Source organism: Arthrobacter sp. TJ-58, assembly GCF_058269295.1.
Map to the genome: position 1 here is coordinate 49,339 of NZ_JBZCNM010000001.1, position 18,531 is coordinate 67,869.

General features: G+C 64.9%; 15 protein-coding genes. 7 read left to right on the top strand and 8 right to left on the bottom strand.

Annotation, left to right across the window (positions count from 1 at the left end):
* Positions 1-96 precede the first annotated feature (96 nt).
* Positions 97-1,509: a mycothione reductase gene (locus AC4D2W_RS00235; protein ID WP_490924927.1), complete on the top strand. Its 1,413-nt coding sequence runs from the start codon at positions 97-99 to the stop codon at positions 1,507-1,509.
* Between the two features lie 63 nt (positions 1,510-1,572).
* Here the strand turns inward: AC4D2W_RS00235 and AC4D2W_RS00240 are convergent, their stop codons facing one another.
* Positions 1,573-3,381, bottom strand: a complete 1,809-nt coding sequence (locus tag AC4D2W_RS00240; protein ID WP_490924928.1) for an AMP-dependent synthetase/ligase — start codon at positions 3,379-3,381, stop codon at positions 1,573-1,575.
* 261 nt (positions 3,382-3,642) lie between these two features.
* Here AC4D2W_RS00240 and AC4D2W_RS00245 point away from each other — a divergent pair, with 261 nt between their 5' ends.
* Positions 3,643-4,605 (top strand): ROK family glucokinase, encoded by a 963-nt coding sequence (locus AC4D2W_RS00245; protein WP_490925983.1) that lies wholly within the window; start codon positions 3,643-3,645, stop codon positions 4,603-4,605.
* A gap of 7 nt (positions 4,606-4,612) precedes the next feature.
* Here AC4D2W_RS00245 and AC4D2W_RS00250 read toward each other — a convergent pair whose 3' ends face one another.
* Together AC4D2W_RS00250 and AC4D2W_RS00255 are read right to left on the bottom strand one after the other, a co-directional pair.
* Positions 4,613-5,203 (bottom strand): hypothetical protein, encoded by a 591-nt coding sequence (locus AC4D2W_RS00250; RefSeq protein WP_490924929.1) that lies wholly within the window; start codon positions 5,201-5,203, stop codon positions 4,613-4,615.
* Positions 5,200-5,961: an alpha/beta hydrolase gene (locus tag AC4D2W_RS00255; RefSeq protein WP_490924930.1), complete on the bottom strand. Its 762-nt coding sequence runs from the start codon at positions 5,959-5,961 to the stop codon at positions 5,200-5,202. Before AC4D2W_RS00255 ends, AC4D2W_RS00250 begins: the two co-directional genes overlap by 4 nt.
* 183 nt (positions 5,962-6,144) lie before the next feature.
* On the opposite strand from AC4D2W_RS00255, the gene AC4D2W_RS00260 reads away from it, so the two are divergent.
* Complete coding sequence (locus AC4D2W_RS00260; protein ID WP_490924931.1) at positions 6,145-7,125, top strand: lysophospholipid acyltransferase family protein; 981 nt, start codon at positions 6,145-6,147, stop codon at positions 7,123-7,125.
* A gap of 30 nt (positions 7,126-7,155) precedes the next feature.
* On the opposite strand, the gene AC4D2W_RS00265 is transcribed toward AC4D2W_RS00260, so the two are convergent.
* On the bottom strand, positions 7,156-8,637 hold the full coding sequence (locus tag AC4D2W_RS00265; protein WP_490924932.1) for an FAD-dependent oxidoreductase: 1,482 nt from the start codon (positions 8,635-8,637) through the stop codon (positions 7,156-7,158).
* 231 nt (positions 8,638-8,868) lie between these two features.
* Here AC4D2W_RS00265 and AC4D2W_RS00270 point away from each other — a divergent pair, with 231 nt between their 5' ends.
* Positions 8,869-10,266 (top strand): class II 3-deoxy-7-phosphoheptulonate synthase, encoded by a 1,398-nt coding sequence (locus AC4D2W_RS00270; RefSeq protein WP_490924933.1) that lies wholly within the window; start codon positions 8,869-8,871, stop codon positions 10,264-10,266.
* A 148-nt stretch (positions 10,267-10,414) separates the two neighbouring features.
* Here AC4D2W_RS00270 and AC4D2W_RS00275 read toward each other — a convergent pair whose 3' ends face one another.
* On the bottom strand, positions 10,415-12,589 hold the full coding sequence (locus tag AC4D2W_RS00275; protein WP_490924934.1) for a Stk1 family PASTA domain-containing Ser/Thr kinase: 2,175 nt from the start codon (positions 12,587-12,589) through the stop codon (positions 10,415-10,417).
* Between the two features lie 80 nt (positions 12,590-12,669).
* Positions 12,670-13,995, bottom strand: a complete 1,326-nt coding sequence (locus AC4D2W_RS00280) for a lytic transglycosylase (protein ID WP_490924935.1) — start codon at positions 13,993-13,995, stop codon at positions 12,670-12,672.
* Positions 13,996-14,215: 220 nt separating this feature from the next.
* Here AC4D2W_RS00280 and AC4D2W_RS00285 point away from each other — a divergent pair, with 220 nt between their 5' ends.
* Positions 14,216-14,569 (top strand): Rv2175c family DNA-binding protein, encoded by a 354-nt coding sequence (locus tag AC4D2W_RS00285; RefSeq protein ID WP_104054705.1) that lies wholly within the window; start codon positions 14,216-14,218, stop codon positions 14,567-14,569.
* Between the two features lie 149 nt (positions 14,570-14,718).
* Here the strand turns inward: AC4D2W_RS00285 and AC4D2W_RS00290 are convergent, their stop codons facing one another.
* A complete protein-coding gene (locus tag AC4D2W_RS00290) occupies positions 14,719-15,828 on the bottom strand; it encodes a polyprenyl synthetase family protein (protein ID WP_490924936.1) in 1,110 nt (369 codons plus the stop codon).
* A gap of 7 nt (positions 15,829-15,835) precedes the next feature.
* Complete coding sequence (locus AC4D2W_RS00295; protein ID WP_490924937.1) at positions 15,836-16,408, bottom strand: hypothetical protein; 573 nt, start codon at positions 16,406-16,408, stop codon at positions 15,836-15,838.
* A gap of 85 nt (positions 16,409-16,493) precedes the next feature.
* Between AC4D2W_RS00295 and dinB the strand changes: the two genes are divergently transcribed.
* Positions 16,494-17,741: a DNA polymerase IV gene (dinB, locus tag AC4D2W_RS00300; protein ID WP_490924938.1), complete on the top strand. Its 1,248-nt coding sequence runs from the start codon at positions 16,494-16,496 to the stop codon at positions 17,739-17,741.
* Positions 17,742-17,974: 233 nt separating this feature from the next.
* Positions 17,975-18,358 carry an SCO2097 family morphological protein gene (locus AC4D2W_RS00305; RefSeq protein ID WP_490924939.1) on the top strand — a complete coding sequence of 128 codons (384 nt, stop codon included), beginning with the start codon at positions 17,975-17,977 and terminating at the stop codon, positions 18,356-18,358.
* Positions 18,359-18,531 lie beyond the last annotated feature (173 nt).

An 18,531-nucleotide genomic window follows, 5' to 3' on the forward strand; every position in this document is an offset into this window, starting at 1 on the left:
GGCCGCAGCCGGTCCGGGTGGCAAAGCCGCCCGCCCAAAGGCCCCGGGATCCGCAAGTCGGATGCCGGGGCCTTTGTGCCGTCCTAGACTGGGACGGTGACTCACTTTGATTTGGCCATCATTGGCTCGGGCTCGGGAAATTCCCTCATCACTCCGGATTGGGACGGCAAGAAGGTTGCCATCATCGACGGCGGTGTCTTCGGCGGCACCTGCCTGAACGTGGGCTGCATCCCCACCAAGATGTTTGTCTATCCGGCGCAGTTGGCAGCGGCCGGATCCGACGCCGCCCGCCTGGGCGTGGACGTGACCCTGGACAAGGTGCACTGGCGGGACATCCGCGACCGTATCTTCACCCGCATCGATTCCATTTCCCGGGGCGGGCGGAACTACCGCGCACAGGAGCTGGACAACGTCACCCTGTATGAAAACCGGGTGCGGTTTGTCAGCGAGCATGCCCTGGAAACCGAGGACGGCCAACGGATTACCGCGGACCAGATCGTGGTTGCCGCCGGTTCCCGCCCGGTGCTGCCCGACATCCCCGGCATGGACCTGCCGCAGGTGCACACGTCCGACACCGTGATGCGCATCCCCGATCTGCCCGAGCGCATCCTGGTCATCGGAGGCGGATACATTGCCGCCGAGTTTGGCTTTGTGTTCTCCGCCTTCGGAGCGAAGGTCACGATGGCCGCACGTTCCGGCACGCTGCTGCGCGCGCTGGATGCCACGGTGGCCGAGCGTTACACCGAGGAAGCCTCCAAAAACTGGGACGTCCGGCTGAAGACGCAGGTGACATCACTGGCAGAGAACGCCGACGGTTCCGTTCGTGTCCGTCTGGACGGACCGCAGGGGCCGAGCGAACTCGACGTGGACCTGGTGCTCGCGGCCACCGGCCGGGTGCCCAACACTGACCGCCTTGATATCCGGGCCGCAGGCTTTGACGTGCACTCCGACGGACGGCTGGCCGTGGACAAGTTCCAGCGGGTGCTGAAGGGCGGCAAACCGGTAACGGGCGTGTGGGGACTGGGAGACGTCAGCAGCGACTTCCAGCTCAAGCATGTGGCCAACCATGAGGCCCGCGTGGTGGCCCACAATCTGGTGCACCCGGAAGATCTGAAAGCCAGCGACCACCGGTACGTTCCCTCCGCAGTATTCAGCAGCCCGCAGATTGCGTCGGTGGGCATGACGGAGGAAGAGGCCTGCACGGACACCGAAGCGCGGGGTGTGGAATTGGCCCTGGCCGTTCAGGAATACGGGTCCACCGCCTATGGGTGGGCCATGGAAGACAACACCGGCTTTGTGAAGCTGCTGGCCGAAAAGGAGAGCGGCAAGCTCCTTGGCGCACACATCATGGGCCATGAAGCCTCCATGCTGATCCAGCCGCTGATCCAGGCCATGTCCTTTGGGCTGGACGCGCAGTCCATGGCGTCCGGCCAGTACTGGATCCACCCCGCATTGACCGAGGTAGTGGAGAACGCGCTGCTCTCGCTGAAGACGGGGACCGGCAGCTAGCAACGGACGCAGAAAAGGCCGGCCCGGTAATGCCGGACCGGCCTTTTTCGGCAGCAGGTGAAGCTAGACCTTCTGGCCGCTGTAGATGCTGTCCACCACGCCGGAGAAGTCCCGAAGGACCTGGGCCCGCTTAATCTTCATGGACGGCGTGAGATGGCCGCTGGCCTCCGTGAAGTCGGTGGGAACCACGCGGAACACCTTGATGGCCTCGGCCTTGGACACGTGCTTGTTGGCGCGGTCCACCAGAGCCTGGATTTCACTCTGCAGCTGCTCCGTTTCGGCCGCCTCGGCCACCGTGGTGCCGGCCGGCAGCTTGTGGCGCTCCAGCCAGCCGGGAAGGGCTTCCTCATCCAGTGTCACCAGCGCGGAAATGAAGGGGCGCTGGTCGCCCACCACCACGCACTGGGAGACGATGGCGTCAGCCCGGATGCTGTCCTCCAGGGCCGCCGGCACCACGTTCTTGCCGCTGGCCGTGACAATGATTTCCTTTTTCCGTCCGGTGATCTTCAGGAAGCCGTCCTCGTCCAGCTGTCCGATGTCGCCGGTCCGGAACCAGCCGTCGGTAAAGTTCTCGGCGGTAAGGTCCGGGCGGTTGTAGTAGCCCTTCATGACGCTGAAACCTTTGGCGAGGATTTCGCCGTCGTCGGCGATCTTCACCGCATTGCCCGGCAGCGGAGTGCCCACGGAGCCGATCCGAACCCGCTTCGGGGTGCTGCTGGTGATCGGAGCGGTGGTTTCCGTCAGCCCGTAGCCTTCAAGGACCAGGACACCCACGCCGCGGAAGAAATGACCCAGCCGGTCACCCAGGGGAGCGCCGCCGGAAATTGCGTACTGCACGCGTCCGCCCATGGCATCCCGGATCTTGGCGTAGAGCAGCTTGTCGAAGACCGCATGCTTGACCTTCAGCCCCAGCGGGATCTTTCCGGTCTCCTTGGCCCGGGACCAGGCAATGGCGGTGGCGGCGCCGGCGTGGAAGATCTTTCCCTTGCCGCCGTCCTCGGCCTTGAGCATGGAGCTGTTGTAGACCTTTTCGAAGACCCGCGGGACCACCAGGATGAAGGAGGGCTTGAAGCTCTGCAAATCCGGCAGGAGGTTCTTGACGTCGGCGGTGTGCGCCACGGTGGCGCCAGATGCGATGCAGAGAATGGAAATGAAGCGCGCATACACGTGGGCCAGCGGCAGGAACATGATGGTCTGGGCGCCTTCGCGGCACACTTCGGGCTGCGCCGCCGCGGCGTTGCGGGACAGGTTCACGAAGTTGCCGTGCGTCAGTTCGCAGCCCTTGGGCCGGCCGGTGGTTCCCGAGGTGTAGATGATGGTGGCAAGGTCATCCAGGCCGGCTTTGGAGCGGCGGGTTTCCAGGTCCTCGTCGGACACCGAGGATCCTGAGGCCCGAAGCTCATCAAGGCCGGAGGCATCCAGCTGCCAGACGCTGTTTACCGCTGAGAGGTCCTCGTCAGCTGCGGCTTGCCGGACAACGTTTTCATGACGGGCGGATTCAACCACCACGGCCACTGCACCGGAGTCGCTGAGGATCCAGGCCACCTGCGACGGAGAGGAAGTCTCGTAGATGGGGACCGACACGGCGCCGGCATACCAAAGGGCAAAGTCAACGAGCGTCCACTCATACCGGGTGCGGGCCATCAGGCCCACCCGGTCGCCGGCCTGGATGCCGGCGGCAATAAAGCCCTTGGCCAGCAGCCGGACGTCTGTGAGGAACTCCGTGGCGGTGATGGGCTGCCAGGCGCCGCTTGCGTCCCGGACCGAGAACAAGGCCGGATTGGACGCCTTGGCTGCCTGTTCCAGCAACAGGTCTGTAGTGTTGCTTTGCAGTGGCGATTCCACCAGAGGCGGCACACTGTATTCACGCACGATAGCTCCTTTGATATCCGGCTGCCCCGCGGACGTTCGACGCAGACATTACCGACAGCCTATAACGTGGATCACATAAAATACTGACCGGTAACTTCTCGAAGCAATAACGCTTTCGCGGCAGGGGCGGCCGGTGAATAGAATGGTTGGTTGATGCGTCCCGTAACCCCAGCGCCTGTTCCCCGTTCCTCTCCGATTCCTTGGCAGCGCCGTGCCATTGAGCCTTTCCCCGCGCGCCGTCCGATCCGGCTGCCCAACCGGATGCGGAGGCGGGGGTTGGCCATCGGGATCGACATTGGCGGCACCAAGGTTGCCGCCGGACTGATCGACGGCGACGGCAGAGTCCTTGCCGAGGCCCGGCGCTCCACCCCCGGGCAGGATCCGCGCGAAGTGGAATCCGTGATCGTGGATCTGGTGGATGAGCTTTCCGCCAACCGTCATGTGTGGTCCGTGGGTATTGGCGCCGCCGGCTGGATGGACCTTGCCGGCAGCACGGTGCTGTTCAGCCCCCATTTGGCATGGCGCAACGAGCCGCTGCGCGAAAACCTGGAACGGCTGCTGCGGCGGCGCGTCTATCTGGTTAATGATGCCGACGGCGCCGCCTGGGCTGAGTGGCGCTTCGGATCCGGCATGGGCCAGAGCCGGATGGTCTGCGTTACCCTGGGCACCGGAATCGGCGGTGCCATGGTCATGGACGGCCGGCTGGAGCGCGGAAGGTTTGGCGTTGCCGGGGAATTCGGCCACCAGATCATCATGCCCGGCGGCCAGCGCTGCGAGTGCGGAAACCGCGGCTGCTGGGAGCAGTATGCGTCCGGCAATGCGCTGGGCCGGGAAGCCCGGGAGCTGGCCGCGGCCAACTCGCCCGTGGCCCAGGAAATCCTGCGGGCCGTGGACGGAGACATCAGCGCGATCACCGGTGCGGTCGTGACCGGAATGGCGCTCGACGGCGACCAGGCCTGCATTGAACTGCTGGAAGAAGTGGGCCAGTGGCTCGGCTTGGGGCTGGCCAACCTGGCGGCTGCACTGGACCCTGGCATGTTCGTGGTGGGCGGCGGGCTCAGCGCAGCCGGAGACCTGCTGCTCGAACCGGCGCGGCGCTCCTTTGCCCGCAACCTGACCGGCAGGGGTTTCCGCCCGGCGGCCCGGCTCGAACTTGCGGAGCTGGGACCGGCGGCCGGAATGATCGGTGCGGCAGACCTCTCCCGCATAGCTGCCCGGCGCTGACGCGCAGCTAAACGGCGGCGCCGTCGTCGTCATGGTGGGACGGGAGCCGGAAGAGCAGGTAGCCCGCCGAAGCCACGAACAGGGCAACCACTCCCGCAAAGACGGCCAGGGGGGCGCTCCGCCAGAACATGGCAAACAACAGCAGCAGGATCGGGCCGCCCACCGCTCCCATCCATGCCAGCAGCACCAGCGGTTCACCAGTGCTGAAGGGAGGGGGATCCGGCGGCACGAACTCGCCTTCGGATTCCAGCTCCTGAGGTTCGTCATAGTCCCGCGGTCCGCGCGGCGGTGCCGCACGAAACGGCTGGTTCTCGAAAATAGCGCGCGTCCGCTCCGCTGCAGAACGCCCGGCCGGCGGAGGGTTGTCGGCAGGAAGCGGACCAGCGGCCTGCGCGTCGCCCGGGGGAACCGGTTCTGCCGGGGTGCCGGCGGGATCCGCTGTTGTGCCGGCGTCCGGCACCGCGGCCGCGCCGGTCACCGGCGGTGTGTCCCTGCCGCCATGGGTCTCATCGGCCGGCATATTCTGCAGGCGGGAGACGAGGTCGAGCCAGACCGCGTCGTCAGTGGACTCATTGCGTTCCGGTTCACGTTCTTTCATGCTGCAGCACCTGCGCTGATTCTTTGGATGAACTGATGGGAACGGTCAAAAATCAAAGGAGCATCATGGTCCATAGTGGCCACATGGTAGCTGTTTTCCAAGGGCACTACCTCCAGCTCGCTGACCAAATGCCGGCGCAGGACATCCATGCTGGACTCCGGAACCACCGTGTCCACTGTGGATCGGAACACGATTACCGGCGCGCTGATGCGCGGCAGCGCTGCCGTGGTGTCCTCGAACAGCCGCATCAGCTGGTGGACGCCGCCCACCGGAGTCCGCAGGTAGGCGCCTTCGTCCTGGCCTTGCCGCTTGATGTTGTTGCCGATTGCAGGCACCGACCGCAGGACATACTTCAGCAGGCCGGAGTAGCGCGCCCTGGGATCATCGATGGTGAGACCGGGATTGACGACGGCGACGCCGGCCACCGGGCGGTGCGCGGCAAGGCGCAGGGCAAGGGTTCCGCCCATGGACAGTCCTGCCGCAACTACACGGTCCGTCCGCCCGGCCAGCTCCGAGTACGCCGCGTCGTAGGCGTCATACCAGAGCTCCCAGGGGGTGCGGGCCAACTCCTGCCAGGTGGTGCCGTGTCCCGGCAGAAGGGGAAGGCTCACGGCATATCCCTGGTCGGAAAGGTGCCTGGCCCATGCCATGAGGCTTACGGGTGAGCCGGTGAACCCATGGCTCAGAAGAACTCCGGTGGCGGCGTTTGCGCCGTGTCCGTCACTGGAAAAGGCGGCTGCGCCCGGTGGGGAAGTCATATCTCTATAGTTGCATCGATAGGCACCTTTTCCACCCCTGCAGGTCCCAAAGCCGCGCCGCTTCCGAGCGCCGAAATTCAGTGCGCGCAAGCGGGCGCATAGAGTAGTAGAAGGGGACACCAAACCGGGTCCCTGATTTGTTTTGTCCGGACGGGAGAGCTGGCTTACGTGTTCTATTGGGTGATGAAGACCATTTTCATCGGGCCGGTGGTCAATCTGCTCTTCCGGCCCTGGGTCAAAGGCATGAACAACGTGCCGGAAACCGGTCCGGCTGTTCTGGTGAGCAACCACTTGTCCTTTTCCGACTCGATCTTCCTGCCGCTGGCGGTGCCCCGCCCCGTAAGCTTCCTGGCCAAGTCCGAGTACTTCACCGGCAAAGGTCTCAAGGGTAAGCTCACTGCAGCTTTCTTCCGGCTCACCAACCAGCTGCCGATGGACCGTTCCGGCGGCGCGGCCTCGGCAAACTCCCTGAGCGCCGGCGTGGACGTCCTGGAAAACGGCGGACTCCTGGGCATTTATCCGGAGGGTACCCGCAGCCCTGACGGCCGGCTGTACCGGGGCAAGACCGGGGTGGCCAAGCTGGTGCTCAAAACCGGCGTCCCGGTCATTCCCGTTGCCATGATCGGCACCGACAAGGTCCAGCCGATCGGCCGCAGGATTCCCAATATCCGCCGGATCGGAATCATCGTCGGAGAGCCGCTGGACTTCTCCCGCTATGCCGGTATGGAGAATGACCGGTTTATCCAGCGTTCGGTGACCGATGAAATCATGTATGAACTAATGCGCCTTTCCGGCCAGGAATACGTGGATGTCTACGCGAGCACCATGAAGGAAAAGCAGGCAGCCGCCCGCAAGGTTTCCAAGGGGGCGGAGGCCCGCAGCGCCGCGGTGCGCCTTCCGGATCCCGGGGCTGCTCCCGCTGCCGCCGGTGCGCACGATGCTGCCGGACAGGCAACCCGGCCCGGCGGCCGTGCCCGGCCCGCCGAGCAGGCTTCCGGAAAAGACCCAGCTCCTGTGGAAGATCAGGCGGGGCCTTCCTCCACCAGCCGCCGATCACTCCGCAAACCCGGGACCGTCACCACCATCGGCCGCCGGAAGACGCCGCAGGCGGACACTGGCACGGTCGGTGTCGAGCCCGAAGACACCGAGCCCCACAGCGCCTAGTTCCCGCGCGGTGGCGGTTTCTGCGGACCGTTAGCCGACGGGTCTCCCGCCGGCCGCAGCAGCTCCGGCGCGGCGGCCAAAGAAGGTCCCGTCGCCCAGGGATGTGCCGCTGATGTATCCCTGACCGTGCAGTCCCGAAGTGGCCCGCCCGGCGGCGTAGAGTCCCGGTATCGGCGCGCCGGACACATTCAGGACCTCGCCGTCGTTACCGGTTTTCAGCCCTCCGAGGGTGAAGACTTTAGCCCCGCCCCGTGATGCCCCAAGATCGGGCGAGCTCATGCCGCGGCTGACATCGATTGCCGCGAACGGAGCCTCCAGCGTCCGCAGCCAGCGTTTGTCCTTATGGAAGTAGGGGTCCTCGCCCCTTGCCGCGTGCCGGTTGTATTCGCCCAGCGCAGCCGTAAGTGCGCCGTCGGGCATTCCGATCTCCCGTTCCAGTTCCTCCGGAGTTTCCGCTGCGAAGTGCGGGAGCACACCCCATCTTTCATCCTCCGGCACTTCTTCGAAGGCCTTTTCGTCCAGGATGATCCACACCTGCATGTCCTGGCGGAACAGGGCGGCCTGGCCCAGCAGGCCCGGATACTGGTCCTCGTTAATGAACCGCTGCCCGACGGCGTTGACGAGCATTCCGCGGACGGCCAGGCCCGGCACCAGGGAAATCCCCACCTGGGCAGTTGCCATCCGCTGCACTCCGGCCCCGGCAGCCTGCCCCATGCGGATTCCGTGTCCGTCATCTCCGCCGTCGCTGGTGACGCCCCAGCCGACCAGCTGGGGAGCATGCTGGGCCACCATTTGGGTGTTATCTGCAAATCCGCCGGTTGTCAGGATGACTCCCTGCCGTGCCCGGAACGTCACGGTCTTCCCGAAACACCGGGCGGACACGCCAACAACTGCCGTCCCGTCCATAATGAGCTGCGCGGCATGTGTGTCGGTGCGGACCCGGACACCCGCATTCTCCACTGCCCTTGTGAGCCGGTCCATGAGGACTTTGCCGCCGAAGCCCTCCGCCGTGACCCGGTGCCCGCGCGGAGCCGGCTTGGCGGCAACGGTGAACGGCCAGGCGTTTTCCCCGAGCCACATCAGCCCGTCATCGGTGGGCGGCACCCAGGAAGGGGAGTCCCAAAATGTCGGTTTGAACGGGACCCCCTGCCGAACCAGCCACTCAAAATGTTCCACGCTCCCGCGGCAATACAGCCGCACCTTGTCGGCGTCGGCCTGGGGACCGAGGGCAGCCAGCAGATAAGCTTCCATATCCTCCGCCGTGTCAGTGAACCCGCAGGCCGCCTGGACAGCAGTTCCGCCGCCCAGATAGATCTCGCCGCCGGACAGCGCCGATGATCCGCCGGCTCCGCTGGCGCGTTCCAGGACTGTCACTTCAGCGCCCCGGCTCCGGGCTTCCAGGGCAGCGGCGGCTCCCGCGCAGCCGTACCCGATCACCAGGACATCGGTTTCATGGTCATAGTCGGAGATGGTGCGGTGGTCCACGGGCTGCGCCGGCTGTTCCCTGCTCATCTTTGAGCCTTTCCGTTGGTCAAGTGGTGGGTCACTCAACCACGGCGGCCGGTGCCGGCAGTGCCCTTATCCCGCCCAGCGGGATCCGGCGGAGGAAGCCCTGTCATATGCGGGGGGACCGGCATTCCCGCGCCGCCCGGACCCGGCTGTGTTGCGGTCAAGCCGCACCACGTTACGTTTCACACCCGGCGGCTTCTGCCTCCGCGGGCTCCAGACAGTACCCTTAAAGGCGTGACATACACTCCAGTTGATATCGCACTAGATTCATCTTCCGCTGCACGGAAAGGCGCGGCGGATTATCCCGGCCTCGATGACTGGCGGGCGCTGCCGATCGCGCAGCAGCCCACGTGGCGGGAGCACCCGGGTTATCAGGCCGCTGTAGCCGAGCTGTCCGCTGTACCTCCGCTGGTTTTTGCCGGTGAGGTGGATATCCTGCGCAACCGGCTGGCTGCGGCTGCCCAGGGAAAAGCCTTCCTGCTGCAGGGCGGAGACTGCGCGGAAACCTTTGAGGACGCCACGGCGGACAAGATCAGCTCGCGGGTAAAGACCATCCTTCAGATGGCGGTTGTCCTCACCTACGGCGCATCGCTGCCCGTCATCAAGATGGGCCGCATGGCGGGACAGTTTGCCAAGCCGCGCTCCTCCAATGACGAGACCCGGGGAGGACAGACCCTCCCGGCCTACCGCGGCGACATGGTGAACGGCTATGACTTCACCCCCGAGTCACGGGAGCACAATCCGGCCCGGATGGTCCGCGCCTACCACACGTCCGCTTCCACCCTGAATCTGATCCGCGCCTTCACACAGGGAGGCTTTGCGGACCTTCGGCTCGTGCATCACTGGAACAAGGGATTCACGTCCAACCCGGCCCACTCCCGTTATGAATCACTGGCCCGGGAGATCGACCGCGCCGTCCGTTTCATGGATGCCTGCGGAACCGATTTTGAGGCGCTGAAGCGGGTGGAGTTCTTCGCCAGCCATGAGGCACTGCTGCTGGACTACGAGCGGGCCCTGACCCGGATCGACTCCCGCACCGGGCTTCCGTATGACACGTCGGCACACTTCCTCTGGATCGGGGAGCGGACCCGCGACCTGGATTCCGCACACGTGGAATTTCTCTCCAAGGTCCGCAACCCCATCGGCGTGAAGCTGGGCCCCACCACCAAGCCGGAAGACGCCCTGGCCCTGATCGACAAGCTGGATCCCAACCGCGAGCCGGGACGCCTGACTTTCATCACCCGGATGGGCGCGCAGAATATTCGCGAGAAGCTGCCGCCGCTGGTGGAGCGGGTCACCGCTTCCGGCGCCCAGGTTCTGTGGGTGACGGACCCGATGCACGGCAACACCGTCACCTCGCCCAACGGCTACAAGACCCGCAACTTCGACGACGTCATGGATGAGGTTCGCGGCTTCTTTGAGGTCCATGACTCGCTGGGCACCTTCCCGGGCGGGCTGCACGTGGAAATGACCGGAGACGACGTCGCCGAGTGCCTGGGCGGAGCCGATCCGATTGACCAGGAAGCATTCCTGGAAGGGTACGAATCGGTCTGCGATCCGCGCCTGAACCACATGCAGTCCCTGGAGATGGCCTTCCTGGTGGCCGGCGCGCTGTCCCGCCAGGGGGAGTAAAGCCAGTCCCGGGACCGGCATCCTGAAAGATACCGGCAGATACAACCCGCCAAGCAATGAAGGTGCACGCCCGCCGGGCGTGCACCTTCAGTGTTTTTGCGCAGACAATGTTTTCCGGAGCGAGTCTGCAAACCGCCGTGCGCGTCAGTTAAACCACGCGCAGCGTGATTAGGGATCCCTCCGGTGCCATGGACCCGCCGCTGGGATCCTGTGACTGGACGATGCCCAGCAGGCCGCCCAGCAGTTCATTGATCTGGACCCGGAAACCAAGACGTTCCAGCTGCGCCTGTGCATCTTCGGGGGACTGGCGCACCACGTTGGGGACGGCCACCATCACCGGGCCCTTGGACAGGGTCAGTGTCACTGTGGAGCCGCGGTCCACCAGTTGCGAACCGGGAGCCTGGACAGCAACGGACCCGTCCGGGACGTCGGCGCTGTTGATTCGCTCCGGTAGTACCTTTGCCGTCAGCCCGGCCTCTTTGATGAGCCGCTCTGCCTCGTCCTTGCTCTTGCCGACGACGGAAGGAACCTGGACCGGAGCCGGGCCGAGGCTGAGGACCAGATTCACAGATGTGTCGCGCCGCAGCTGGGTGTCCGCTGCCGGAAACTGGCTGATGATTTTCCCTGCGTCAACGGTCTCGCTGTATTCCTCGGTAACCGCCCCTACGGCAAGGCCGGCATCCGTAATGTTCTCCCGGGCAGCCTCCGCCGTGCGGGAGACGACGTTGGGAACCTCGAAGAGTTCGGGTCCTTTGCTGATGAGCAGGGTCACCGGCTTGTAGCGCCGGATTTCAGCCGGTGCATCGGGATCCGTTCCCACGGCGAGGCCGGCAGCAACAATCTCATCGTGCACTTCGCTTGTGGAGTACTGCAGCCCTTCCCCGCTGAGCAGTGCACCGGCTGCCTCCTGGGAAACATTGGCGACGTCCGGAACGGAAACCACGGCGCCGGGGCCCCGGCCAAAGAACCACCCGGTGAACACTGCGGCGGCAATGAGCAGGACTGCCAGCACCACCAGGAGCGCACCGCGCCTGCGGGGCCGTCCGGGGCGCAGTGAGACTTCGGGGCGGTGCGCCTCCCTGCTGCTTTGCCGCTGGAATGCCTTGGCATCCCTGCGGTCCTGCCGTCGCTGTGCAATGGTTCCGGCCGGGGATCCGGTTAAAGCATCCTCGGCGTGATCAGCAGAGTCGTAGTCGTTCTCCTGCCCCGCTTCGGCAAGCCGCCGGGTATCCGATCCTGCCCCGCCGGCGGGAAACACTGAAGTGGCGTTATCAGTGCGGCGGATAACCTCGGTGGGGTAACCGGCACCGGGTGCTGGGTCTGACGGCGCGATGACCTCGGTGGAGCCGGCCGGAGGCCTCGGAAGGGCGACGGTCTCCGCCTCGTGCGTTCCTGCGGCCTCCGCAACGGAAACGGACGGACGGCGCTCCGGCGGGCGAGGCTGCCCAACGGGGGCGGAAAAATGGTAGTCCAGTTCCTCGTCACTGAGGGACGTGCGGATGTGGCGGAGTTCGCCCAGCAGGGCCCTGCCGTCCACGGGGCGGTTATCAGGATCCGGAGCTGTGCACCACTGAACCAGTTCGTCCAGATCGGCAGCCAGCCCCGGGCAGGCCTGGGAAGGCGCGGGAACTGTGGAGTGGACGTGCTGGAAAGCAATCTGGATGGGAGCCGTGCCCGTGAAGGGCTGCCTGCCGGTCAGCATCTCGTACAGCATGATCCCGGCCGAATACACGTCGCTGCGCTTGTCTCCTCCGCTGCCGGTCACCAGTTCGGGGGCGAGATAAGCAACGGTTCCCACCAGCGTGCCGGTGTTGGTGCTCGTGGAGACAGCGCGGGCCAGGCCAAAGTCAGCGATTTTGATGCTGCCGTTGTCCGCGAGCAGAACGTTTTCGGGTTTGACGTCACGGTGGACGAGGCCGGCGTCGTGGGCTGCTGCCAAGCCGTCCACAACGGCGTCGAGCAGGGCCAGGGCGAGCCGCGGGGACAATCTGGTCCGTGTTTCCAGCAGCTCACGCAGGGTCTTGCCGGGCACGTATTCCATCACCAGATAGGCCAGGTTTTCCTCGAACCCCTGGTCCAGGACGCCGACGACGTGCGGGTGCGAAAGGCGGGCGGCCGACTTTGCCTCCCGCTCAAAGCGGTCCAGGAAACCCGGGTCGGCGGCCAGATGCGGATACAGCACCTTCAGCGCAACATTGCGGTCCAGCCGCAGGTCGGTGGCCAGATAGACCGTTGACATTCCGCCGCGGGCAATACGGGAAAGCACCTGGTAGCGCTCATCCACTACGGTGCCAACTAGGGGGTCATTCACGGGTTCATGCACTCTACGATCCTACGTGTGCAAAAGGGCAGGGTCCGGATCGACACCCGATCCGGACCCTGCCCTGCTCGCGGCTGCTGCGGTTAGGAGAAGGACTGGCGGTGTGCCAGAACCGAGGCGACGTAGTTGCGGGTGTCAGGGAACATGCCCTGCGTGTCCACCGAGTACTGGCCCTGGTAGTAGGAAGCCACTGCATCTTCCAGGCTGCCGGTGGTCCTCATCAGCGAGCTGATGATGGCAACGCCCGCGGTGGCGTTGTCATACGGATCCAGCAGGTTCAGGTCGCGGCCAACGAGGTCTGAAGCCCAGTCGCCGGAGCTGGGGATGACCTGCATGGCTCCGATGGCGTTGGCGGGGGATACCGCACGCTGATCAAATCCGGATTCCTGGTAGGAGAACGCCAGGGCCAGGGCAGGATCAACGCCCATTTCCGCCGCTGTCTGCGCGACGATCTGCTGCATTTGTGCACGGTCCGGAACGTCAGAGTTGTTCAATGACTGCTTGTTGACGTTGGCGTCGGCAACCACCGCGTCCGGGTAGGTGTAGTGCAGGAACGTGTTGGGGACCAGATCTGCCTGGGCTGCTTCCGCGGGTGCGTAGGCGAGCGTCGTGACTGACGCGCCTCCGGAAAGAACAACGACATCGCCCGGGTGCAGGACGGTACTGCCGTTCATGCCGTTGGCGGACATGAGCTCGGCGAGGCCAATGTTGTGGCTGGCTGCGATTCCCGTCAGGGTGTCGCCGGGCTCAACCGTGTGGCTTGCTGCGGGTGCGGCGGACGCGGGTGCGGCTGAAGGAGCGGATCCGCCGGAAAACGAAATCTGCTGGCCGGGGTGGATGACGGAGGTCATCGTCAGGCCGTTGGCGGCCAGGACGCTGTCCAGGCTGACGCCCTGAGCTGCGGCGATGCCGCCCAGCGTATCGCCGGCCACCACTGTGTAGCCGGAGGCTGAGGATGCAGCGGGGGCCGCGGGCGCGGCGGAAGCGGAACCGGTCAGGCGCAGTTCTTCACCGGCGAAGATCAGCGAGGTGGGCTGAAGGTTATTTGCGCTCAGGACTTCATCCTGGGACAGTCCGTAGCGGGCGGCAATGGAGCTGACGGTGTCTCCGGCCTCGATCCGGTGCGTTGCGGGCACTCCGGCTTCGGCGGCAACGGTGACGGGAATCTGAGCGGCCACACGCGACGGGACCACAACGGCGGCAGCCTTCTGGGGAGCCTGTACCGGCATTTGCGTAAAAACGGCTGTGCCGTTGCCCGCGGGAGCTGCATGGGCCGGGTCGGCAAGCGCCAATGCCGACAGCAGGAAAGCAGGAATGGCAGCCGCGGTCACGGCAACACTCAGCTTCCGGGGCATTCCCCGCGAGATAAAACGCTGGGAAGTGGTTCCCTGAATCGCCTGTGCAGTCATAAAGGGCTATTTCCTCATCTGTGGACGGCGCGGATTTAACCGCAACTCCGGAACATTTGTTTAGTGGTGGTGCGAGTGTGACAGAAGTGACTTCTGTGACGTAAGCGAATTTACACTACGTAGGCGCGTATCAGTACCTGAGTAGATGACAATTACGGTTTCAGCGCTCTAATGAACCCGAAACTGGCCCGGGAGAGGGTTCTCATGGGAACCTAGGGGAGTGACTGAACTTGAGGAACTAGTTTCCGACTGGCTGACCCTGCCCGATGTGGCTGAAAAACTGAACGTATCCATTACCAAGGTGCACAGCATGCTCGAAGAGCGTGCGCTGGTGGCCGTACGGCTTGGAGACCGGAAAATCCGCAGCATCCCCGCCGCGTTTATTGACGACGGCGCTGTCCTGGACAGCCTTAAGGGGACCATCTCCGTGCTGATTGACGCCGGCTACAACGACGTCGAAATGGTTCGCTGGCTCTTTACGGCTGACGATTCACTGCCCGGACGTCCTGTTGACGCGCTCCGTGAAGGCCGCAAGACGGAAATCCGCCGGCGGGCCCAGGCGTTGGGCTGGTAATCCGGAACACCCAAAAGTATGTAAAAGCATAAAAGTGCATGAAAAGGCATAATGCAGCGGCTCCCTTATTAAGGGAGCCGCTGCTTTGTTATTCCGCCGTGCTGGGTTTGCTCGCAACTTTCGCAGGCAGCGGGTCCTGCCCGCCCTGATCAGGCTTTGCGGTTAACTGCCGCGAGGGCGAGCGAGTGCAGTGCCGCACGGGTGACGGCGTTTACCGGCATTTGCTCCAGTGCATCAAAGGCTGCCCGCGTATGGCCCTCGATGAGGGTTTCGGTGGCAGCCAGGGCGCCAGAGTCTTCGATCAGGGTGCGCAGCGCGGCAACACCGTCGTCGTCGAGGTCTTCACGGCCCAGGCCGTCCGCAATGACCTTTTGGGCGGTGGATCCGCCCAGGGCCAGCGCATAAGCGACCAAAACGGTGCGCTTTCCTTCCCGCAAATCGTCGCCGGCGGGTTTTCCGGTCTGGACCGGATCGCCGAAGACGCCCAGGACATCATCGCGCAGCTGGAATGCTTCCCCCAGCGGAAGTGCGAAGCGGGAGTACCAGTCCATGAGCTCATCCGATGCACCGGAGAGGGCGCCGCCCAGGGTCAGGGGATGCTCCGTGGTGTATTTGGCGGATTTGTAACGCAGGATGTTCCGGGCGCGGACGACGGCGCGCTCGGGTTCGTGGGTTGGGCCCACCACTTCCTCGAGGATGTCGAGGTACTGGCCGGCCATTACCTCGGTGCGCATGCGGTTGAAGATCCGCCGCGCAGGAGTACCGTGAGCCGCTTGGGCGCCCACCGCAGCGAACATCTCCTCGCTCAGCGACAAGCACAAATCGCCGGCAAGGATGGCTGCGGACGAACCGAAATGGGTTCCGTCCAGGTGCCAGGCGGCCTCGCTGTGGGCTGTGCTGAACCGCCGGTGGACGCTGGGTCCGCCCCGGCGGGTATCCGAGCGGTCAATGATGTCATCGTGGATCAGGGCAGCGCTCTGGAACAGTTCCAGTGCCGTGCCCGCCCGCACTGCTGCGGTGCCCAGCTCGGCCCCGCCGGCACCCCGCCAGCCCCAGTAGCTCAACAGGGCGCGCAGACGCTTTCCGCCGCGGGCAAGGGATGATACGGCGTCCAGGAGCGGAAGCGATTCCACCGATACATCCTGGAGAACGGCTTGCTGCTCGCCCAGGAAGGCTTCGAGTTCCGCGCTGAGGTGCTCGCGGTAGGCGGACTGTTCCCGGGCGGCAGTCGCCTCGGCAGCCGGGAGGGTGTTTTCCACGGCGGGCCTACTTGGCTGACTCGGGCAGGGTGTTGATGCTGGCCGTGTACGTGTTGCCGCCCTCGCGGGGGACAACTGTCACGTTTGCGGTGTCATCGGCACCCGAGCGCAGGAACTGCTGCACGGTGGCGGTCTTCTGGACCTCAGGCTCGCCCGCTGTGAACCCCTGGGCAGTGAACGTCTTGGCGTAGTAGGCCAGGATCTCCTGCGCGGAGGCGGCCGTCGTCGCGCTCAGGGAAGCGGTGAACAGTGCGGGGGTTTCCTCGAAACTCGTGGTCAGCGGGGTTGACCCCGGCATCACCGGAATGAGGTCGGCGGGAAAACCCTCGGCAATGGCGGCGGACGAGGCAGAGGGGGAAGCGCTGCTGCCGGGCGACGACGGGCTGCCGGAGGAGGCTGAAGCGGAGGAGGAGGCCGAGCCGCTGGGTGAGGGTGAGGCTGAAGACGGCGACGCTGAAGACGGTGACGACGACGTGGATGCGGACGCAGGGGCGGCGCCGGCGGAATCCGAGTCCGGAGAGCATCCGGCGGCGACCACGAGCAGGGCGGCGGAGGCAAGGGCGATCAGGGGCTTATTCATGGGTATCCGCTTCGTGTGGGAGTCAGGATCTGGTCCCCAGTCTAGGGGAAGCCCGAATGTCAGTGCCGTTGTCTACCATGAAGGAGTGAGCAACGGCCCCAGCGAAAACCGCGACTGCACCATCATGCACGTGGATATGGATGCGTTTTACGTCTCCGTGGAATTGCTCAAGCGGCCGGAACTGGCGGGCCGGCCCATCATTGTGGGCGGCCTGGGCGGCAGATCGGTGGTGCTGTCCGCCTCCTATGAAGCCAGGCGCTACGGAGTCCATTCCGCCATGCCCATGTCCGTGGCCTACCGGCAGTGCCCGCAGGCCGTCATCCTGGAACCGCACCAGGAAGATTACCGCGAGGTCTCCGGGCGGCTGATGGGGATCTTTGAGTCCATTACCCCGCTGGTTGAGCCCCTCAGTGTGGACGAGGCTTTCCTTGATATTGGCGGCGCCATGCGGCTGCTCGGGCCGCCCCGCGCCATTGGCGAGCTGATCCGGCGGCGGGTGGCCGCGGAGCTGGGGATCACTGCCAGCGTGGGCATCGCCGCTACCAAGTTTGTGGCGAAGATTGCCTCCACCCGGTCCAAGCCGGACGGGCTGCTGCTCATTCCGCGCAGCGAGACAGTTTCCTTCCTGCACACCCTGGATGTTTCGGCTCTCTGGGGCGTTGGCGCCAAAACACGGGAAACCCTGGGACGGGTGGGCATTTCCACTGTCGAGGATGTCGCCCGCACCCCGGTGAGCGTCCTCAAGCGCCTGCTGGGGTCAACCGGGGAGCATGTGTACGAACTGGCGTGGGGGCGGGATCCCCGAAGCGTTACTCCGGTACGGACGGAGAAGAGCATTGGTGCGGAGGAGACCTTTGCGCAGGATGTCTCCGAAGATGAAATCCTGCACACGGAACTGCTGCGGCTGGCGCATCGGACGGCCGTCCGGCTGAGAGCGGCGGGCATGCAGTGCCGGGCGGTCTCCCTGAAGCTGCGCTTTGCGGACTTTTCCACGATTACCCGGACCCGGACCCTGCGGGAGCCGGTGGACAGCGCCCAACTGATCTACGAGGAAGTGCGCGGCCTGCTTACGGCTCTCGGCCCGCGGCGGATGAGCGTGCGCCTGATTGGCCTGCGGACCGAACGGCTCGAACCGGCAGGCAATGCGGCGGTGCAGCTGACGCTGGACGGACGGGATGACAACTGGCGGTCGGCAGAAGACGCGCTGGATAAGATCAATGCCCGCTTCGGCGAGCTCGGCGTGGTGCCGGCCCGGCTCCTGGGACCCTCCGGGCGGGGCCGCCCGGGCCGCAATCCGGGGCAGGGTTCCGCTCCGCCGCCGGCGCAGGACTAAGCCCTAGGCGGAATGGTTCCCCGCGGCATCCCCACCGCTTTCCCCGGGCTAAATTGCCACCTATCCTTAGACGTAAGCACAACTTGCGTTCTGTCCGGGTCATCGGTCCAGGTGGTGGCTCCGGGTTCCCGGGGCTCCTCCGCAGTCTTCCGGGCCACCGGAGGCGGGAACCGCTCCGGTACCGGGATCGTTGGTTGGTTTACATGGGAATTTCGGACCGCAAGGAGGCAGTAATGGCACTCTCGGAACACGAGCAGCGCTTGCTGGACCAGTTGGAGCAGCAATTACACGCCGAGGACCCCAAATTTGCCAATTCAATGGCTACCCCGGCGGCAACGGGCATTTCAACCCGGCGCATAGTGCTCGGAGCACTCGTAGCCGTTGCCGGCATCGGGCTGCTGCTCGGTGGTGTCGCCTCCGATTCCCCGTTTAGCTTGATCCTGGGAATATTGGGCTTCCTGGTGATGGGGGCCGGCGTCTACTACGCAACGACGCGTGGCAAGCGTGGTTCAAAGTCGGTTTCGCCGGCACGCCGTAAGGAACGCGAAGCAAGTTCCCCGAAGAACTTCATGAGCAATCTGGAAAACAAGTGGGATGAGCGCAAGCGCGACCAGTAGCCGGAGCCGTCCGTAAACGGGGACAGGCTCCACTTCCCTCCACGGTCAGCCCGTAAGAGAAAAAGACCCGCTCCGGCGGGTCTTTTTTGTGGCCAAAGGGAGCAAAGAAGAGGGTGGCAGACTCTGGGTTTGCTCCGGATTCCCTCCACTGGCCTCACACCGCGCAAATATGC